At 37.9% G+C, this 20,068-nt stretch carries 13 protein-coding genes; all 13 read left to right on the top strand.

Translation table 11 applies throughout. The annotated features are described in order from the left end of the window. Window positions 1-1,458, top strand: coding sequence for a DUF1501 domain-containing protein (locus ACN5J7_RS05815; RefSeq protein WP_311942039.1), 1,458 nt, complete (start codon window positions 1-3; stop codon window positions 1,456-1,458). Between the two features lie 9 nt (window positions 1,459-1,467). Continuing rightward, window positions 1,468-2,508: a 6-bladed beta-propeller gene (locus ACN5J7_RS05820; RefSeq protein ID WP_311942041.1), complete on the top strand. Its 1,041-nt coding sequence runs from the start codon at window positions 1,468-1,470 to the stop codon at window positions 2,506-2,508. Further along, window positions 2,505-3,293: a chitobiase/beta-hexosaminidase C-terminal domain-containing protein gene (locus tag ACN5J7_RS05825; protein WP_418603168.1), complete on the top strand. Its 789-nt coding sequence runs from the start codon at window positions 2,505-2,507 to the stop codon at window positions 3,291-3,293. Before ACN5J7_RS05820 ends, ACN5J7_RS05825 begins: the two co-directional genes overlap by 4 nt. A gap of 16 nt (window positions 3,294-3,309) precedes the next feature. Further along, a complete protein-coding gene (locus ACN5J7_RS05830; protein WP_418603169.1) occupies window positions 3,310-5,433 on the top strand; it encodes an FN3 associated domain-containing protein in 2,124 nt (707 codons plus the stop codon). Between the two features lie 31 nt (window positions 5,434-5,464). After that, window positions 5,465-7,795, top strand: coding sequence for a GH92 family glycosyl hydrolase (locus ACN5J7_RS05835; protein WP_418603170.1), 2,331 nt, complete (start codon window positions 5,465-5,467; stop codon window positions 7,793-7,795). Between the two features lie 19 nt (window positions 7,796-7,814). Continuing rightward, the gene (locus tag ACN5J7_RS05840; protein WP_418603171.1) at window positions 7,815-10,043 is read left to right on the top strand and encodes a GH92 family glycosyl hydrolase; all 2,229 of its coding nucleotides are present in this window, start codon (window positions 7,815-7,817) and stop codon (window positions 10,041-10,043) included. Between the two features lie 3 nt (window positions 10,044-10,046). Beyond that, on the top strand, window positions 10,047-12,269 hold the full coding sequence (locus ACN5J7_RS05845) for a DUF4838 domain-containing protein (RefSeq protein WP_311942053.1): 2,223 nt from the start codon (window positions 10,047-10,049) through the stop codon (window positions 12,267-12,269). 81 nt (window positions 12,270-12,350) lie between these two features. Then, entirely contained in the window at window positions 12,351-13,130 is a 780-nt protein-coding gene (locus ACN5J7_RS05850; RefSeq protein ID WP_311942057.1) for an endonuclease/exonuclease/phosphatase family protein, read from the top strand. Between the two features lie 7 nt (window positions 13,131-13,137). Continuing rightward, window positions 13,138-14,322, top strand: a complete 1,185-nt coding sequence (locus ACN5J7_RS05855) for a PNGase F N-terminal domain-containing protein (protein ID WP_311942060.1) — start codon at window positions 13,138-13,140, stop codon at window positions 14,320-14,322. Between the two features lie 167 nt (window positions 14,323-14,489). Further along, a complete protein-coding gene (locus tag ACN5J7_RS05860; protein ID WP_311942063.1) occupies window positions 14,490-16,100 on the top strand; it encodes an altronate dehydratase family protein in 1,611 nt (536 codons plus the stop codon). 23 nt (window positions 16,101-16,123) lie between these two features. Beyond that, window positions 16,124-17,470: an alpha-L-fucosidase gene (locus ACN5J7_RS05865; protein ID WP_311942066.1), complete on the top strand. Its 1,347-nt coding sequence runs from the start codon at window positions 16,124-16,126 to the stop codon at window positions 17,468-17,470. A gap of 14 nt (window positions 17,471-17,484) precedes the next feature. Then, window positions 17,485-18,264 carry an SDR family NAD(P)-dependent oxidoreductase gene (locus tag ACN5J7_RS05870; RefSeq protein ID WP_418603172.1) on the top strand — a complete coding sequence of 260 codons (780 nt, stop codon included), beginning with the start codon at window positions 17,485-17,487 and terminating at the stop codon, window positions 18,262-18,264. Beyond that, complete coding sequence (locus tag ACN5J7_RS05875; RefSeq protein WP_418603173.1) at window positions 18,264-20,066, top strand: alpha-L-fucosidase; 1,803 nt, start codon at window positions 18,264-18,266, stop codon at window positions 20,064-20,066. The genes ACN5J7_RS05870 and ACN5J7_RS05875 overlap by 1 nt, the downstream gene beginning before the upstream one ends. Window positions 20,067-20,068: the final 2 nt, after the last annotated feature.

Below are 20,068 nucleotides of genomic sequence, written 5' to 3' on the forward strand. Positions count from 1 at the left end.
ATGGAAGAACTATCAAAACATTTTATAAATAATAATAGAAGGCATTTTCTAAAAAAAGTGGGCTTGGGCATTGGCGGATTAGCGGCGGCATCTTTATTAGACCCTTTTCCTTCCTTCGGAAATAATAGTCAACTAAATCCAACGGGTTTAAATTTACCCCATTTTGCACCAAAAGCAAAACGTGTTATCTACTTATTCCAAAGTGGTGGCCCTTCACAATTAGAGCTTTTCGATTACAAACCACTATTAAATAAAATGCGCGGACAAGACCTTCCGGATTCCGTTAGACAAGGGCAACGTTTAACGGGAATGACCTCGGGCCAAGAAAGTTTCCCGTTAGTTGGCAGCAACTTTAAATTCGATCAATATGGCGAATCTAGAGCGTGGGTAAGTAGTTTGATGCCTTACACGGCCAAGGTTGTAGATGAGTTGTGTTTTATAAAATCAATGCACACCGAAGCTATAAATCACGATCCGGCCATTACTTTTTTTCAAACAGGTTCCCAACAACCCGGTCGACCAAGTTTAGGGTCGTGGATGAGTTACGGATTGGGAAGCCTTAATGATAATTTGCCCACATTTTCAGTGTTATTATCCAGAGGCACCGGTCGCCCTTTTTCTCAACCGCTGTATTCTCGACTTTGGGGCAATGGGTTTTTAAGCTCTTTACATCAAGGGGTTCAATTTAGGTCGGGTAAAGATCCGGTACTTTATTTAAAAGACCCCGATGGCATGTCGAGAGCCCAACGGCGCGCCATGCTCGACCATATTAGCGAATTAAACCAAAAACAAGAGGCCGAATTTGGTGACCCAGAAATCAATAGTCGCATTGCGCAATACGAAATGGCATATCGCATGCAAACTTCGGTTCCAGAAACCATGAATATTGAAGAAGAACCAGAGCACATCATCCAAATGTATGGTGCAAATGCCATGGTTCCCGGTACTTATGCAGCAAACTGTTTGTTGGCCAGACGCATGGCCGAACGCGATGTGCGGTTTATACAATTGTATCACATGGGTTGGGACCAGCATTTCGATTTACCTTCACAAATAGAAAAACAGGCTAAAGATATTGATCAGGCTACGGCGGCACTCATTATGGATTTAAAACAACGCGGATTACTTGAAGATACTTTAGTGGTTTGGGGTGGCGAGTTTGGACGAACCAATTATAGCCAAGGGACTTTAACCGATATGAATTACGGCAGGGACCATCATCCAAAATGCTTTACCATGTTTATGGCCGGCGGCGGTGTAAAACCCGGATTTACTTACGGAGAAACCGATGATTTTGGTTATAACATTGCCAAAGACCCTATGCATGTACACGATTTGCAGGCCACGATAATGCATTTAATGGGGGTTGACCACACCAAATTCACGTACAAACACCAAGGCAGACGCTTTAGGCTCACCGATGTTTCGGGGCACGTGGTTCACGATATTTTATCCTAAGATTTTACTATGAGCCGCAGACAATTTTTAAAGCAGTCGTCATTGTTTTCATTGGGCATATTAACTTATCCCATGTCTGGTAATGCATTGGAATTTTCTAAAAACGATGTGATTATTGGGCACAATACGCACCGCTATAAAGTCAATATGAACTGGGGAAATCTCGATACACTAAAAACACCTGTAAAAGATTGCCACGAAATGGTTCAAGATTCAAAAGGGCGCATCGTTTTGTTAACCAACCACACAAAAAACAATATCATTATTTACGATAAATCCGGTAAACTCGTTTCAACTTGGGGAACACAATATCCGGGTGGTCATGGGTTGACTTTAATGAAAGAAAACGGCGAGGATTTTTTGCTGATTACAGATTACGAAAGGCACCAAGTGATAAAAACAACTATAGACGGAAAAGTGGTTTTTGAAATTGATTATCCTGCGGAAACAGGAAAATATAATGACAAAGCGGAGTTTAAACCTACCGAAACAACCGTTTTGGAAAACGGGGATTTTTATGTGGCCGATGGGTACGGAAATCAGTACATATTGCATTATAATCACAAAGGGGAACTGCTCAATGTTTTCGGCGGACGCGGCACAGAAAACGGTCAGTTTTTAAACGCCCACGGAATTTGCTATGATAATAGGGATAAAAACAAGCCATCACTTTTAATTTCGGCCAGGGAAATGAATGTGTTAAAACGATTCGATTTAAAGGGCAACTATTTGGAATCCATTCCAGTTCCGGGTGCATTAATTTGCCGACCGGTAATTCATAAAAACGATATTTATTTTGCGGTGCTAAAATCTAAGAACGCACCTAATAGCGATTCTGGTTTTTTATTGATTATGAACGAAAAAAACGAGGTTGTTTCGTGTCCCGGAGCAACCTTGCCAGAATACAAAAACAATACCTTAGAAGAGTTATATCAAACCGTAAGATTGTTCCAGCATCCGCACGATGTATGTATTGATGACGACGAAAATATTTATGTGGCACAATGGAATTCGGGTCAAACCTATCCTATAAAACTAACGCGTGTATGAGATTGTTAATACAATTATGCTTTGTGTTTTTTGTGATGCTTAGTTGCAAACAGCCAACCGAAACCAAGTTTTTACAGCAAAACACCATTAGTTTAGCACAACCCCGCGTTATAACCAACAAAACGTTTATTGATTCTTTTGTTACCATTCAAGCGCAGTTAAAGGTAGATGATGTGGTTATCCGTTACACCTCAAATGGAGAGGAACCCAGTTTGAATTCGGAAAAATACACGCAGCCCATTCAAGCTGTAAATCCTGGAGTTTATAAATTTAAAGCCTTTCATAACCATTGGAAACCAAGCGAGGTTACCGAGGTTGAACTCTTTAAAAAATGCCTATCAGCCGATGGTATTTTATGGCACTCAAAAGCCTCGGAAAAGTATAATGGACAAGGTGAAAAAACACTAATCAATCAAACCAAAGCATCATTGAATTTTACGGATAATGAATGGGTTGGATTTGACACCACCGCAATTTCGACCGTTAAATTCAACAAAAAAACCTATGTAAAATCTGTTACAATAAGTTATTTGAACGATGCGGCATCATGGATATTTCCTCCAGAACGAATTATACTGTTTATCAATAACGATTTAAAAAAAGAATACGTTATAAAACCGTTAAACCAACTTGTTGACAGAAAAAACGAAACGGTAATAATTCCTGTTGAAGCTGAAGTTTCATCATTAAAAATTCAAGTGAATAACCGGCAATCCATACCAGAATGGCACGAAGGAAAAGGACAAAAAGCATGGTTGTTTATAGACGAATTTATTTTTAACTAATACTTATAATTTGAGGATGATTAAAAACTTTAAAACACAAATTATTTTTATTATATGCGTATTTGTTTTTAATGCGACTTATGCCGATAATGCCGAAGAAGTTCCAAGATTTGTGTTGGCATTAGGGCGCTTTCATCCATTAATTTTACACTTGCCAATTGGCGCATTATTGCTTACTTTTTTCTTGGATGTTATGGGAAGATTACGAAAAAACTATCCCAAAACCACCATAAAATACGCTTTGGGGTTTTCATCATTTTTTTCAATTTTAGCCTGTATTTTAGGCTACTTTTTATCTTTAGAAGGTGGTTATTCAGAAGATGTATTGGATGTTCATTTTTGGACCGGAATAACATCAGCTGTTTTAATTACCATGTTATTTCTCTTGGCCGACAAAAAAGGAAAACTCATCAAGCAATTATTCTTTCCTTTTTTTGTAGTCACTTTGGTTTTAATAAGTGTCGCGGGGCATTACGGTAGTGTTTTAACACATGGCGATAATTTTATAACAGAACATATAAAACCTTTGCCAAAAGCAAAAACCATCACACATATTGATAGTTTGAATATGTATGAAGATGTGGTTTTAAAAATATTTGATGATAAATGTATTCAATGCCATAATACCTCAAAAAGAAAGGGCGAATTGGCATTGCATTCCAAAGAAAGTATATTAAAAGGTGGTGAATCTGGCGATGTTATCACACTAGGAAATGCAGGCGAAAGCATGTTGTATAAACATCTTTTGTTGCCAATTACCGATGAAAAACATATGCCGCCCGAAGGAAAGCCTCAACTAACTAAAGACGAAATTTGGCTTATTGAATATTGGTTAAATAAGAGCAAAAACTTTAATACTAAGGTGGTCGCTATGCCAAAAAACGATACTTTAAATATACTGCTCAACAACTATTTGGTTTTCAATAAAAAGAAAATTAAAGAGGCTACATTGAGTGATATTCAAACGGTTGAAACCGCTGGGTTTTTAGTTCGGAAATTAGTGCCCAATCAACCGGAATTATGGGTAAAATTCAACAAAGACAGTATATCCAAAAAAGCGTTTAAAACCTTGGCAAATTTAAAAGAACAAATTGTAGAATTGGATTTGAGCAACTCTGCGTTAACGGATGCCATGACATCGGAAATTACAAAATTTAATAATTTGGAAAAGCTCGATGCGAGTACCACTCAAATTACCGATAAAACTTTATCGTATTTAAAGGATTTAAAAGCGCTTAAAACATTAAATTTAGTTAACACAGCGGTGAGTGAAAAGGGTTTGAATCAACTACTTTCATCCAATCCTTTGGAAAATATTTTTGTATGGAAAACAGGCGTAACCAAAACCGAAGCAAGGCAAATTCAAGATAAATTCAAGGTCAATTTAAATAACGGTATAGCTCAAGATTTTGTAGAGATTACGCATCTAAAAGCACCAGAATTACTAACCAAAAACACCTTGTTTACCGATACCATCTCCGTTCGGTTGGATTCAAAATTAAAAGCTACAAAAATTTTCTATACCCTAGACGGTACCGAGCCAGATTCAACGGCTTTGGTTTACAAAACTCCAATTTTAATCGATACCACTACACGTGTCGCCATAAAAGCCTATAAAAATGGTTGGTTGCCCAGTAAAACAATAAAAACAGACTTTATAAAAGTAAACCATAAAGTCGTGGATTATGCCGTTTTGCACAATCCTGAAAAACAATATTTCGGGCCAAAAAAGCTGTTTGATTTTAAATTAGGGTCTGAAAACTTTAAAGATGAAAAATGGAATGGTTACCTTGGTAACGACTTAAACGCAACCATAGATTTGGGCGATAAAAAAACTGTTAACGCCATTTCGGTTAATTGTTTAGGACGATCTAGAGATTGGATTATGTTTCCAAAAACCATTCAAGTTTTTGCATCTTCAAACAAAACCTCTGGGTTTAAACTAGTTGGCTCTTTGTCGATTAAAGAAGATGAAAAAAACGATTCGACAAAAATAAAACAGTTTATGGTAAAAATGCCAAAACCTACTGAGGCACAATACTTTAAAGTGATTGCTAAAAACCCTAAAACATTACCAAAATGGCATGAAGGTTCTGGCAATCCACCTTGGATATTTGTTGATGAAGTTATAATTTGGTAACATTGAAAACGGACTAATAATTGAACTAAAAATGATAAGATTAAACGCTAAAATTATACTAATTTTAAGTGTGCTTTTTTTTATGGCATGCGATAAAAAAACCAATACTGTTGTAGTTAAAAGCCAACAAGCAGAAAATCTGATTGACCATGTAAATCCGCTTATGGGTACAGATTCAGAGTTTAGCTTATCCAACGGAAACACCTATCCAGCCATTGCAACCCCGTGGGGCATGAATTTTTGGACGCCGCAAACCGCCAAAATGGGCGACGGATGGGCTTACAAATACGACGACTATACCATTAGAGGCATCAAACAAACCCACCAACCAAGTCCTTGGATTAACGATTACGCAGCTTTTTCGTTAATGGCGGTAACGGGCGATTTAAAATATAAAGAAGACGAGCGCATTTCTTATTTTTCGCATAAAGCAGAAGTGGTTAAGCCCAATTATTATAGCGTCTATCTCGCAGATTATGATGTAACAGCCGAGGTTTCGCCAACCGAACGTGCGGCGCATTTCAGATTTACATTCCCAGAATCTGATTCGTCTTTTATTTTGTTGGATGCTTTTTTTAAAGGCTCGATGGTAAAGATTATCCCCGAGGAGCGTAAAATAATTGGTTATTGCCGTAACAACAGTGGCGGGGTGCCAGATAATTTCCACAACTATTTTGTAGCTGAATTTGATAAGGATTTTGAGCTAAACCACACTTGGGGCGACGATTGGAATCTCGTTAAAAACTCAATAAATAATGAAGGCGAACATGTGGGCGCCATTATAGGTTTTAAAACCAAAAAAGGCGAGCAGGTTCATGTAAAAGTAGCCTCGTCATTTATTAGTCATGAGCAAGCGGCATTAAATTTAAAGACCGAAATTGGTAACGATTCCTTCGAAAACACTAAGGAAAAAGCTAGAGCGGCTTGGGAAAAAGAGTTGCAGAGAATCGTTATTGAAGACGATAATATCGATAATATCAGAACTTTTTATTCCTGTTTATACCGTGTTTTGTTATTTCCACGGAAGTTTTACGAATACGATGCCAACGGTAATATTATGCATTATAGCCCATACAATGGCGAGGTTTTACCGGGTTACATGTTTACCGATAACGGGTTTTGGGACACTTTTAGAGCCGTATTCCCATTCTTTAATATGATGTATCCTGAGCTAAACACCCAAATTATGGAAGGTTTGGCAAACACCTATAAAGAGTCTGGTTGGCTGCCAGAATGGGCAAGCCCCGGACATCGCGATTGCATGATTGGTTCAAATTCCGCCACTATTGTTGCCGATGCCTTTTTAAAAGGAAATATGAATAAAAAAGATGTAGAAGTCTTGTTTGAAGCTGTTTTAAAAAATGCAAATGTGGGCGATGGTCGTCCGGAAAATTCTGTTGGTCGTGCCGGTTTAAGCTATTACAACACGTTGGGTTATGTGCCTTACGATGTGGGTATTCACGAAAATGCCGCACGAACATTGGAATATGCATTCGCCGATTTTACCATTGCAAAAATGGCTGAAAAATTAGGGAAACAAAATCTGGCTAAGGATTTTTACAGCAAATCCAATAACTATAAAAATTTGTTCGACCCGTCAACAAACTTGATGCGTGGCAAAAATGAAGATGGCACATTTCAAACACCATTTAATCCTTTAAAATGGGGCGATGCCTTTACCGAAGGAAACAGTTTGCACTATACTTGGTCGGTTTTTCACGATACCCAAGGCTTGATTGATTTAATGGGCGGCAAAGCAAATTTTGAAGCTAAATTAGATGAGGTTTTCGATATGCCACCAGATTTTGATGCCTCGTATTACGGATTCACCATTCACGAAATCCGCGAAATGCAAATAGCCAATATGGGCAATTATGCGCACGGTAATCAACCCATTCAGCACATGATTTACCTGTACAATTACGCCAATGCATCGTATAAAGCACAAGAAAAAGTACGGGATGTGTTAACTAAATTATACAGCGCTACACCCGATGGGTATTGTGGTGATGAGGATAATGGGCAAACATCGGCGTGGTACGTGTACGGCGCTTTAGGCTTTTATCCGGTAACGCCTGGAATCAATCAATATGTTATAGGCAGTCCGTTGTTCAAAAAAGCGACCCTTCAATTGGAAAATGGAAATACCTTTAAAATTTCAGCCCCTAACAATTCAAAAGACAGTGTTTTTATAGAAGGTGTTTTATTGAACGGAAAACCGTGGAACAACAGTTTTGTCAATTTTGAAGATATTCAGAATGGCGGTCATTTGGAATTTGATATGAATAGTACACCAAATAAGGACTGGGCCAACAAGCCGGAAAACACGCCGTTTTCAATGAGCAAATCAGTTAAAGAATAAAAAAATATAACAGATTATTATGAATAAATACAGATGGCTATTGGTTTTTGCAATCGGATTTTTGTTAAGCAGTCAAGCACAAAACCCCGTCGATTATGTCAATCCGTTTATAGGCACGTCCAATTTTGGAGCCACAAATCCAGGTGCCATCGCACCAAGGGGAATGGCAAGTGTATCGCCTTTTAATGTGGCGGGACCGCAAAATTTACCACTTGAAAAAGATAGCGGTTGGTTATCCAATCCGTATGTTAACGAAAACACGTTTTTAACAGGTTTTTCCCATGTGAATTTAAGTGGTGTGGGCTGCCCCGATTTGGGTGTTATTTTAACGATGCCAACCACTGGCGAGCTTAAAACCAATCATTTGGAGTATGGGAGTACGTATGATTTTGAGCTTGCAAAACCAGGTTATTACAGCGTTATGTTATCAAAATATAAGGTGAAAACCGAGGTTACGGCTACAACACGTGTTGGTGTGAGCAAGTATTCATTCCCCAAAGGGCAATCTAATATTTTAATCAATTTAGGATTGGGTTTGACCAATGAAGAAGGCGCCACGGTTAAAATTGTATCGCCCACCGAAATTGAAGGCATGCGCAATGTTGGATCATTTTGTTATTACAAACCAGAAGAATCCTATCCGGTGTATTTTGTGGCCAAATTCAGTAAACCTGCCGATGATTTTGGCGTTTGGAAAACCCCGAGAACATACGATGGTGTTGAAGCACAGTGGATGCCTTACAACGGAAAAACGCGCTTGTACAAAAACTATCGAAAAGAGGTGATTGGCGATAGTATTGGAAGCTATTTTACCTATCATTTTGAAAAGCCTACAGAAGTAGAGGTAAAGATAGGCGTGTCTTACGTAAGTATTGAAAACGCCCGGGAAAATCTTGAAAAAGAAACCCAATCGTTAACCTTTAACGAGATTTATAAAAATACCGCTTCAAAATGGAACGATTTATTGTCTAAAATAGAAGTTGAAGGCGGCACAAAAGATGATAAAACTATTTTTTATACGGCATTATATCACACTTTAATTCACCCAAATACCTTGAATGATGTGAATGGCGAATACCCAACTATGGCAAAACGCGAAACCGCTAAAACGGATGGTACGCGATTTACCGTGTTTTCATTTTGGGATACTTACAGAAATCTGCATCAATTGATGTCGTTGGTCTATCCGAAGCAACAATCGGATATGGTAAAAAGCATGCTCAATATTTACGATGAAAGCGGTTGGTTGCCTAAATGGGAACTCAATGCCACCGAAACCACAACCATGGTAGGCGATCCCGCGGGCATTGTTTTGGCCGATACTTATTTGCGCGGTATTCAGGATTTTGATATTGAAAAAGCCTATGAAGCCATGCGAAAAAGTGCCACACAACTAGAAAATAACCCATTGCGCCCAGGCATTAAAGACTATATTGAAAAAGGTTATTTAACCACAAAAACCACAAAAAGCGGCTCGGTTTCTACCACGCAAGAATATAATATCAGTGATTTTGCCCTAGCGCAATTGGCGAAAACATTGGGTAAAAAGGAGGACTATAAAATGTTTTCAAAACGCTCGGTGACGTACAGAAACCTGTTTGATAAAGAATTCAATTTATTACGCCCCAAAAACGATGATGGCTCATGGCTTTCGCCATTTAACCCGAATAAAGGTGCCAATTTCGAAAAGAATTTAGGCTTTATTGAAGGCAATTCGTGGCAATATACCTTTATGGTGGCACACGATACCGAGTATTTAATGAAACTTATGGGTGGTAAAAAAAACTACGTTGCAAAATTGGATGAGGTTTTTGATAAAAACCAGTTTGATATGGCAAACGAACCCGATATTGCCTATCCGTATTTATACAATTATGCCAACGGCTACGCGTGGAAAACCCAAGAGCGCGTTTCGCAATTAATTGATGAATATTTTACCAATAAGGCCGCAGGTTTACCCGGAAATGACGACACAGGCACTATGAGTGCGTGGTTAATTTACAGCATGATGGGAATTTATCCCGTATCGCCCGCAGACCCTATGTACACCATAACTACACCGCGATTTGATAAAATAACCATTCATTTAGATACCAGATATTACAAGAATAACACATTGATAATTGAGAAAAACGGCACCGGAAAATTACAATCGTATACTATTAACGGTAAAACCAATAAGTCCTTTTTCGTGAGCCATGAAGCGCTTACCAATGCGCCAAAAATTCAGTTTAATTTAAAAGAATGATGGATGTTTAAATCGTTTAACGCATATTTATCGAAGGCTGTTCATTGCTTGTTGATTGTGTTTGTTATGTTTTCTTGCGAAGACAAAAACATCACTTTAGTCAATAATGGAGCATCCAATTATGAGATTGTTTTTTTGGGTGAAGCCACTCAAAGCGCATATCAATCTGCCGAAACTCTTCAAGAGTACATTCAAAAAATTTCAGATGTTTCCGTAGACATTGTTGACGAAAGTTCTCAAAACACGAATAAACATAAAATATATGTTGGCCATAATTCAAATGAAAATCTAAACAAACATCAAATTCAAATAAAATCCGACAAAGAAAATATTTTTATCTCAGGCGGTTCAGATGAAGCCCTTAGAAATGCGGTTTACGAATTTCTCGAACGGTTTTTAGGCTGTAAATGGTACGCGCCAAATGTTGAGGATGTTCCAAAGAAATCAACAATCAGTTTAAACAAAAATTTAAACTACACCTACACACCACAAATAACAACCCGAACAGTTCACTCCAGATTGTTTTACGAAAACGAAAAATTTGCAGCGCAACATAAAGTAACCACAAAGGCATTTCCGTATTACGTGCCATCGGCAAGAGTGCACACGTTTAATAAGTTTATTCCCGAAGAAAAATTTTATAAATCGAACCCAGAATATTTTGCGCTTCGCGGAAACAAACGCTTGCCAACGCAATTGTGTTTAACCAATGCCAAGGTGCTGGATATGGTTAAAGACTCGGTACAGAGTTTATTTAAACAATACCCTGAAGCTTCGGTGATTTCGGTAAGTGGCAATGACAATACCCAATTTTGCGAATGCGGAAATTGTAAAAAAATAGATGACGAAGAAGGCAGTCATGCCGGTACCATAATTCGTTTTGTAAACGAGGTTGCAAAGACATTTCCAGAGAAAACCATTTCAACTTTAGCCTATCAATACACCAGAAAACCTTGTAAAACAAAGCCTTTAAAAAATGTATTGATTACTTTATGTTCTATTGAATGCGACAGAAGCGCGCCAATTACCCAAAAATGCACCGATTTTGCTGATGATTTAAAAGGCTGGAGCAAACTTACCGATAACATTAGAATTTGGGATTACACCACACAATTCACCAATTTTTTAGCGCCATTTCCTAATTTTAATACGCTACAGCCCAATATTCAGTTTTTTAGAGACCATAACACCAAATGGGTTTTTGAACAGCACAGTAGCAACCCGAGCGAGTTGTTCGAATTGCGGTCGTATGTGATGGCGAAACTGCTTTGGAATCCCGATGCCAATGTCGATGATATCATCACGGAATTCACCAATGGCTATTATCACGAAGCCGGTCCTTTTGTAAAATCTTATGTCGATTTAATTCATATGGAACTCAAAAATTACCCGGATTTTTTCCTGTTTTTATATGGCGATCCGTCGCAAGCATTTGATGCCTATTTAAATCCTGATTTATTAAAGCAATACGTCACTTTTTTTAATGATGCCGAAAAAGCGGTAGCCAATATACAAGACATTTTAAAGCGAGTAAAAGTGGCACGATTGAGCATTGATTATGCGGTTTTAGAAGCGTGTAGAAAAAGTGTTTCTGAAGATTTTACCATTACCGAAACCACTAAAGCTTTGGTTGAAAATTTCATGTCTGTTTGTAACGAAGCCAATATCACCTTAATGAACGAGATGGGTTACACGGTTACAGATTACGGCAATGCCTATTTAAAATCTATTGAAGTGGCTTTGCAACCCAACATAGCTTCGGGCAAAAAAGTAACGCTTTTAACCAAGCCTAAAAAGTATGCCAATGAGGATCCGCAGGCATTAACCGATGGCGCTTTGGGCGGCAGTAATTTTTATTCCAATTGGTTGGGTTTCGAGGGCAATCATTTAGAGGCTATTATCGATTTGGATGAAAAAAAGGAAGTGAAATCGATTTCAACAGCCTTTCTGCAAGTTACCAATCATATCGTGTTTTTTCCTAAAGAAGTAACCTATTACGGTTCGGTTGATGGGAAAAACTATTCAAAATTAGGAACGGTTTTAAATCAATTTCCGCTAAACAAAAAGAGCAAAATAAACGATATTCAGTATTTTGATTTGAACATAAAACCATCTCAATGGCGGTATTTAAGAATTAAGGCAGAAAGCTTAAAACATGCTCCGTATTGGCACCATGGTGCAGGTTTGCCATCGTGGATTTTTGCAGATGAAGTTATTGTAAATTAAAAAGCGATGATTTTAAAAAAGGTAATAATAGTGATAGCGATTTGTTTTTTTCAGACAGCCATAGCGCAATCCTATAAAATAATGACGTACAATATAAAGTACGACGACCCCAATGGTGGCGAAAATAAATGGTCATTAAGAAAGGATTTTTTAAGTAATCAAATCGCGTACAATAATCCGGATGTTTTCGGAATACAAGAAGGTTTGCATCATCAAGTGCAGTTTTTAGACAGTCTTTTTGTTGATAATGCTTATATTGGAATTGGACGTGATGACGGCAAAACAAAAGGTGAGTACAGCGCCATTTTTTATAATAAAGAAAAATTCAGTATTTTAAAAGAAGGGACATTTTGGTTATCGGAAACGCCCAATAAAGTTTCGGTTGGTTGGGATGCATCCATGGAGCGCATTTGCACGTACGGCTGGTTTGAAGACAAAGCAACAAAGCAACAGTTTTTTGTGTTTAATACACATTTTGACCACATTGGAAAATTGGCAAGAGCAAAAAGTGCGGCGTTGATTCTTGAAAAAACAAAAGCTCTGAATCCCGATAATTTGCCAGTAATCGTTATGGGGGATTTTAATTTAAAACCTGAAGAAGAACCTATAAAATTGCTTTCAAAGGCTTTAAATGATTCTGAAAAAGTAAGTATATCAAAACCTTTTGGGCCAACGGGAACCTTTAATGGGTTTAAGTTTAACAAACCGGTTTCAGATAGAATCGATTATATTTTTACAAGTAAACAAAATATTAAAGTATTAAAATATGCGGTGTTAAGCGACTCAAAAGATTGTAAATATCCGTCCGATCATTTACCCGTTATCATTAATTTAAAATTTATAACCTCTCAAAATAATTAATAAAAAAATGGAATTTAAAAGTATTATAAAAGCTTGCTTTTTAGTGTTTTGCATCAGTATGTTTGCACAAGATAATAACACCGTTGTTCAGGTATTTAACAAACAACCCTTAAATTTTGGAGGTGAAAAAGGTACTGATACCGAAGCGCACATGCTGCAAAGCGGACGTATAGTTTATAAAAAAGTAACCGTACCAAATTTCCCCAACGGGACCGATGTAAGTATAAAGCTAACGGTTCGCTCCAATGGCGACCGTTGGGATAAATCGGGGTCTTGTTTTGTGGTTGCAGACCCCAAACTTATTTCAATTTTAGATGTTTCAAAAGGTGATAAAGAGTTTCCTCAAGATTCTTATAAAGCCGAAAATCACGCGGGTATCGTTTCAGGGGAAACTTACCAGCCGGTTGTGGAACTCATGCGGTTTATGACACCTTTTGGCGTTGGTTTTTATAGCGATAATAGAGTAAAATACCGCCGACCGGTGTATATCCCAAGTTGGGAAAAGGAAGTGGTTTGGGAGCATGATATTTCGCAGTTAAAAGATTTGGTTTCCAACACCTTTTACATCGGTATTTGGATAGATTCTTGGACGGCTGAAGGTTATAATTTCGACTTGCAATTATCCTATTCCAACCGAGAGAGAAAAACACTTAAAGTGTTGCCATTGGTAAATTCGATACCTTATGTAAATGGGCAGCCTATTCCGGACATTTTTGCTAAAGAACCTTTAATTCATAATTTCAATATGAATAAAAATGCAAAAAATGTAAAGTTGCATTACATCACGACAGGCCATGGCGGACATAGTGGTGGCGACGAATTCATCAAAATTAAAAACAGTGTTTATTTTGATAATGCATTAGTTTTGGATACCATTCCGTGGCGAGATGATTGCGCATCGTTTAGAAGATTCAACCCAACCGCTGGCGTATGGATTAAAAAAGATTCGGCGGCATACTACGAGTATAAAACCCAAAAACGGGCCATTAAAGTGATTGAAGAACGCATTGCATCATCCGATTTATCGCGCTCAAATTGGTGCCCTGGATCATCGGTAAAACCTATGGTTGTTCCATTGGGTGATTTAGAAAAAGGTGAACATCAGCTTAAAATAAAAATACCGGCAACACCTGTAGATGGCGACAAATTAAACCATTGGTTGGTATCTGCCTATTTAACTTATGAAGAATAATATCATTTAAAAGGTTTAAAGGCTGTTTCCTTGCAAAAAAAGTATTGGTTAAGGTGTTTTAAATGCTAGTTTGATGCATACAAGATGTTTATTTTTGTTTATGCACTAAATGTTAATACATTCTATTTATTAGCAAAACAAAGAAACGAATACTTTAATTATAAGCTTTGAAAAATAATTTAATCATATCTCCTTCAGATAATGTTGCGGTAGCCTTATCCAATATTAATAAAGGCGAAGTATTATCAATAAAAGGAAAACAAGTCAGTCTTGTTGAAGATATACCCGTAAAACATAAATTTACTTTACATGCTCTAAATAAAGGCGATGAGGTAACCATGTATGGTGTGCCCGTTGGAAAAGCCACAACTTCCATAAAAAAAGGGGCTTTAATTACCACCGAAAATTTAAAACATAGTGCGGCGCCCTATAAATTTAGAAACTTTGATTATCAATATGAAAAACCTTCGATTGATGGATTATCTGAAAAAACATTTTTAGGCTATCATAGAAATGACGGGCAAGTTGGTACGGCAAATCATTGGATATTTATACCCATGGTATTCTGCCAAAATCGAAATTTAAAGGTGTTAAAAGAAGCGTTTGAAGCAGAGTTGGGCTTTAAAAAAGAAAATCCGTACCGACTAAAATTAAGGAGTTTGGTTCACGGCGGTGACGACGCTTCTTATGAAGAAGAAAAGCTGTCGCAAAAAGTTTTTAAAAATATTGATGGCATAAAATTTTTAACCCACGAAGGCGGTTGCGGAGGCACAAAAGACGATGCACAAGCCTTAGTGAATTTATTGGCGGGTTACATTAAAAACCCAAATGTAGCAGGCGCAACGGTAATGAGTTTAGGGTGTCAGCATGCACAAATAAGCATGTTGGAAGAGGCCTTGAAAGAACGTTTTAAAACCGATAAGCCCGTGCTGTATTTTGAGCAACAACAATATGCCACCCAAAACGACATGCTTTCAAAGGCCATAAAAGACACCTATAAAGCATTGGAAGAAGTAAATAAAATTGAAAGGCAGCCAGCGCCTTTAAGCAAGTTAAGTATAGGATTGGAATGCGGCGGGTCCGATGGGTTTTCCGGCATTACAGCAAACCCGCTAATGGGCGTAGTATCGGATAAAATCAATGCTATTGGCGGAAGAAGCATTCTATCGGAATTTCCAGAATTGTGCGGCGTGGAGCAAGATTTAATCGATAGATGTCCAACCGAAGAAATAGCCAATAAGTTTATCCATATTATGGAAAGCTATAACGACCAAGCTGAAAAAGTGGGCTCGGGTTTCGATATGAATCCGTCTCCGGGCAATGTTCGAGATGGTTTAATTACCGATGCCATAAAATCTGCTGGGGCAGCCACAAAGGGCGGACGAAGCCCAATTGCAGATGTAATTGATTATGGCGAATATGCTACAAAACAAGGTTTGAATTTATTGTGTACGCCAGGAAACGATGTAGAATCTACAACAGGTTTAGCAGGTTTTGGCGCCAATATTATTTTGTTTTCTACAGGCTTGGGCACACCAACGGGCAATGCCATTTGTCCGGTTATCAAAATTTCATCCAATTCGATGTTGCCTGCAAAAATGAAAGATATTATAGATTTTGATGCGGGCCGGTTAATTTCTGAACAAGCCAGTCAAGAAGAGCTTTCAGAAGAACTCATCGATTTAATTATTGAAGTGGCTAGCGGAAGACATCTAACTTGCGCCACAAAATTAGGTCAAGATGATTTTATTCCGTGGAAAAGAGGTGTATCGCTATAAATCCTTATAAAACCTAGGTTCAAATGAAGAATACGTTAAAATTATTTGTTTGTGTCATATTACTGTTCTGTGTTCATTTCATGTTTTCCCAAGACCATTATGTGCCTTCAAAAGAAAATTTGGAAGCCAGAAAAGCATTTCAAGACGATAAGTTTGGGATGTTTATTCATTGGGGCGTTTACAGTATTTTAGGCGATGCCGAATGGGTCATGCACTACCAAAATATACCGGTAAGCCGTTACGAATTATTGCCCACGTTTTTCAATCCTCAGGATTTTAGCGCCGAAGCCATCGTACAGCTCGCCAAAGATGCAGGTATGAAATACATTACCATTACCACAAAACACCACGATGGTTTTGCGATGTACGATTCCAAAATATCCGATTATAATATTGTAAAGGCAACGCCTTATGGTAAAGATATTTTTAGGGCACTTGAGCAAGAGTGTAAAAAACAGGGCGTAAAATTATACGCCTATTATTCGCAACTCGATTGGCATCATCCAGATTATTACCCAAGAGGATGGACGGGCAGAAACGTTGACCGACCAGAGTCTGGAAATTGGGATAATTACTTAAAATATCAGAACGCACAAATTAAAGAACTTGCCGAAAACTATGATATTGCAGGGTTTTGGTTTGATGGGTGGTGGGATCAAGCGCCGGATAAAAAAGACTGGCATAAAGCCGTAAAATATAGGATAGAAGGCACAGAGTGGAAGTTGGAGGAGACTTATAAGATGATTCACGATGTAAATTCGGCTTTGCTAATTGGTAATAACCATCACGAATTGCCATTTCCCGGAGAAGATTTTCAAATGTTCGAAAAAGATTTGCCGGGAAAAAACACCACAGGTTTTGGTGGTGCGGAAATAGGAAAACTACCTTTAGAAACCTGTGAAACCATTAACCATTCTTGGGGTTTCAGCTTGCAAGATGGAAAACATAAATCTGTAGAAGATTTAATTAAATATGTGGTTAAAGCGGCAGGGAACAATGCTAATTTTTTATTGAATGTTGGCCCGATGCCTAACGGGAAAATTCAAGAAGAACACATAGAACGGTTACGGGCCGTTGGTACTTGGTTAAAAGAAAACGGCGAAACCATTTACGGTACTCGTGGTGGTATTATTGCATCTACCGAAAATTATGTGTCCACACAAAAAGGCAAAACACTCTATTTACATGTTTTAGATAATGACGTTGATACGATTAAAATCGATAATTTTAAAGCACGGATTAAAAAAGTCGTATTATTTAAAGACAAAAGCAAAATAAAATATGTATTAAAACAAGAACAATTAACAATTCATCTTCCTGAAAACAATAAGGAAGCTGTTGATACCATTATAGAAATTACATTAAAATAAAAAGGAAATAAATAATGTCAAAGTTTAGTTTAAAAGGAAAATCGGCTATAATAACCGGTGGCGCAAGTGGTATTGGTAAAGCTATTTCCACAACATTTGCACAACAGGGTGCACATATCCATATTTTGGAATTTAATAAAGAAAGTGGCGAGCAAACGATTGAAGAAATTAAAAATGCCGGCGGGAAAGCAAATTTTTACGCATGCGATGTTTCCAATCACAAGCAAGTGCAGGAAATTATTGGTGCTATTGCCAAAAATAATAATATCGATATATTGGTCAATAACGCAGGCATTGCCCATGTTGGAAATGTTGAACAGACCGAAGAATCAGATTTAGACCGTGTTTACAACGTTAACGTAAAAGGCGTTTACAACTGCATTTATGCCACCATCCCAAAAATGAAAGCCCAAGGCGGTGGCGTAATAATCAATATGGCATCCATTGCATCGTCGGTTGGAATTTCCGATCGTTTTGCGTATTCCATGTCTAAAGGTGCCGCTTTAACGATGACGTACTCTGTGGCTAAAGATTATGTAAACGAAAACATTCGTTGTAACTGTATTTCGCCTGCACGTGTACACACGCCTTTTGTTGATGGTTTTATTAAAAAGAATTATCCGGGAAAAGAAGATGAAATGTTCGAAGCCCTATCAAAAACCCAGCCTATAGGCAGAATGGGAAAACCTGAGGAAATCGCAAATTTAGCCTTATATTTATGTTCAAACGAAGCCTCGTTTATTACGGGAACAGACTTCCCAATAGATGGTGGTTTTATAAAATTAAATGGGTAATGATTAAAAATAGAATGTTATTGATTTGTGCTTGTTTTTTATTGACAGCATCAACTTTTGCACAACAGAAAACAGAAGCAGAGTATATTAAGAATATTACCGAACGTCCATATCCACAATGGTTTAAAGATGCCAAATTGGGTATATTTATTCACTGGGGACTTTACTCGGTACCATCTTACGGAAGCAAGGAATCGTATGCCGAATGGTTTTTACGCGGTATGCAAACCGAAAGCCCCGAGCGTATGGAATTTGTAAAAAACACCTACGGCGAGCACTTTACATACAAAGATTTTGCGCCATTGTTTAAAGCGGAATTATTTAATCCGGACGAATGGGCAACTTTATTTGAAAACGCCGGAGCAAAGTATGTCATGTTTGTTTCAAAGCATCACGATGGTTATGCACTTTGGCCAAGTAAGTACAACAGAAACTGGAACAGTGTCGATGTGGGACCAAAACGCGATTTGGTTGGTGACTTAACAAAATCTGTTAGAGAGGCCGGACTTAAAATGGGGCTGTATTATTCGCTTGCGGAATGGAACCACCCCTTGCACCGTTGGTACACCGACCCGCACGATAGCATTGGTCGATATGTTGAAGAATATATGATTCCGCAGTTTAAAGAATTGGTTTCCACATATAAACCATCTATACTTTTTGCCGATGGCGAATGGTACAATACGGCAAAACAATGGCACTCGGCAGAATTGATAGATTGGTATTACAATTTAGTGGGCGACGAGGCCATCGTAAACAACCGCTGGGGCCACGGCTTGGATGTGGGTTATTTAACACCAGAATACAGTTCGGGCATAAAAGTAACCGATAGACCTTGGGCAGAAGTGCGTGGTTTGGGGCGCTCTTTCGGGTTGAATAGAAATGAAAAATTAGAGGCTTATGGCACCTCGCAAGACCTCATTCATCGCTTTGTGCAAACGGTTGCCAATGGTGGCGGCATGATTTTAAACGTGGGACCAAAAGCCGATGGCCAAATTCCGCTTATTCAGCAAGAACGTTTAATTCAATTGGGCAACTGGTTAAAAATTAATGGCGATGCCATTTATGGCGCAGAACCTTTTTCTATAAAAGAAGAAGAAAAAGAAATCACGATTGACCGAATTGATGATCAAATAGATTTTAATTGGGTTAGAAATTCACCAATGAAAGGCATCAAAGAAGATGATTTTACAGTAGAATGGAACGGTTACATTGAAGCGCCAAAAACCGATATTTATACTTTTGAAGTTAAAGCCGATGATGAAGCAGCAGTTTTTATAAACAACACATTGGTTATCAATCAAAACTATACGGCAAAAGGATCGCAATCCGAAGTTATGGGCGCCAATACCAGCGTGTCATCAACCGGAAAAATAAAATTAAAAGCGGGCGAATTGTATCCTATTCAAATAAAATACAGAGAGAAAAAGCAAAATGCTTCAATCTCTTTATTCTGGAATACAAAAAACGAAGCGAAGCAATTGGTTCCAACTTCAGCGTTGTTTTTAGATAAAGAAAAATTGGCACATGGCATAACTGGCAGTTATTCATCATTAAAAACCTACCTGTGTTACACGCAAAACCACGGTAAAATTTATGCCATTAGTTTTGAATGGCCAGAAAACGAACTGATTTTAAGTATTCTGAATCCGGGTGACAAGGCTACGGTTAAATTGTTAGGCTTAGACAAAAACCTAACTTGGAAATATAGCAACGGAAAGATGCATATTGATACAAAATCGATAAAGTATTCAGAAATGCCATCGCATGATGCATGGACTTTTGCGATTGATAAAAATTAAAA

This window comes from Hwangdonia sp. (assembly GCF_048381975.1).
In the GTDB taxonomy this organism is placed as follows: Bacteria; Bacteroidota; Bacteroidia; order Flavobacteriales; family Flavobacteriaceae; genus Hwangdonia; species Hwangdonia seohaensis.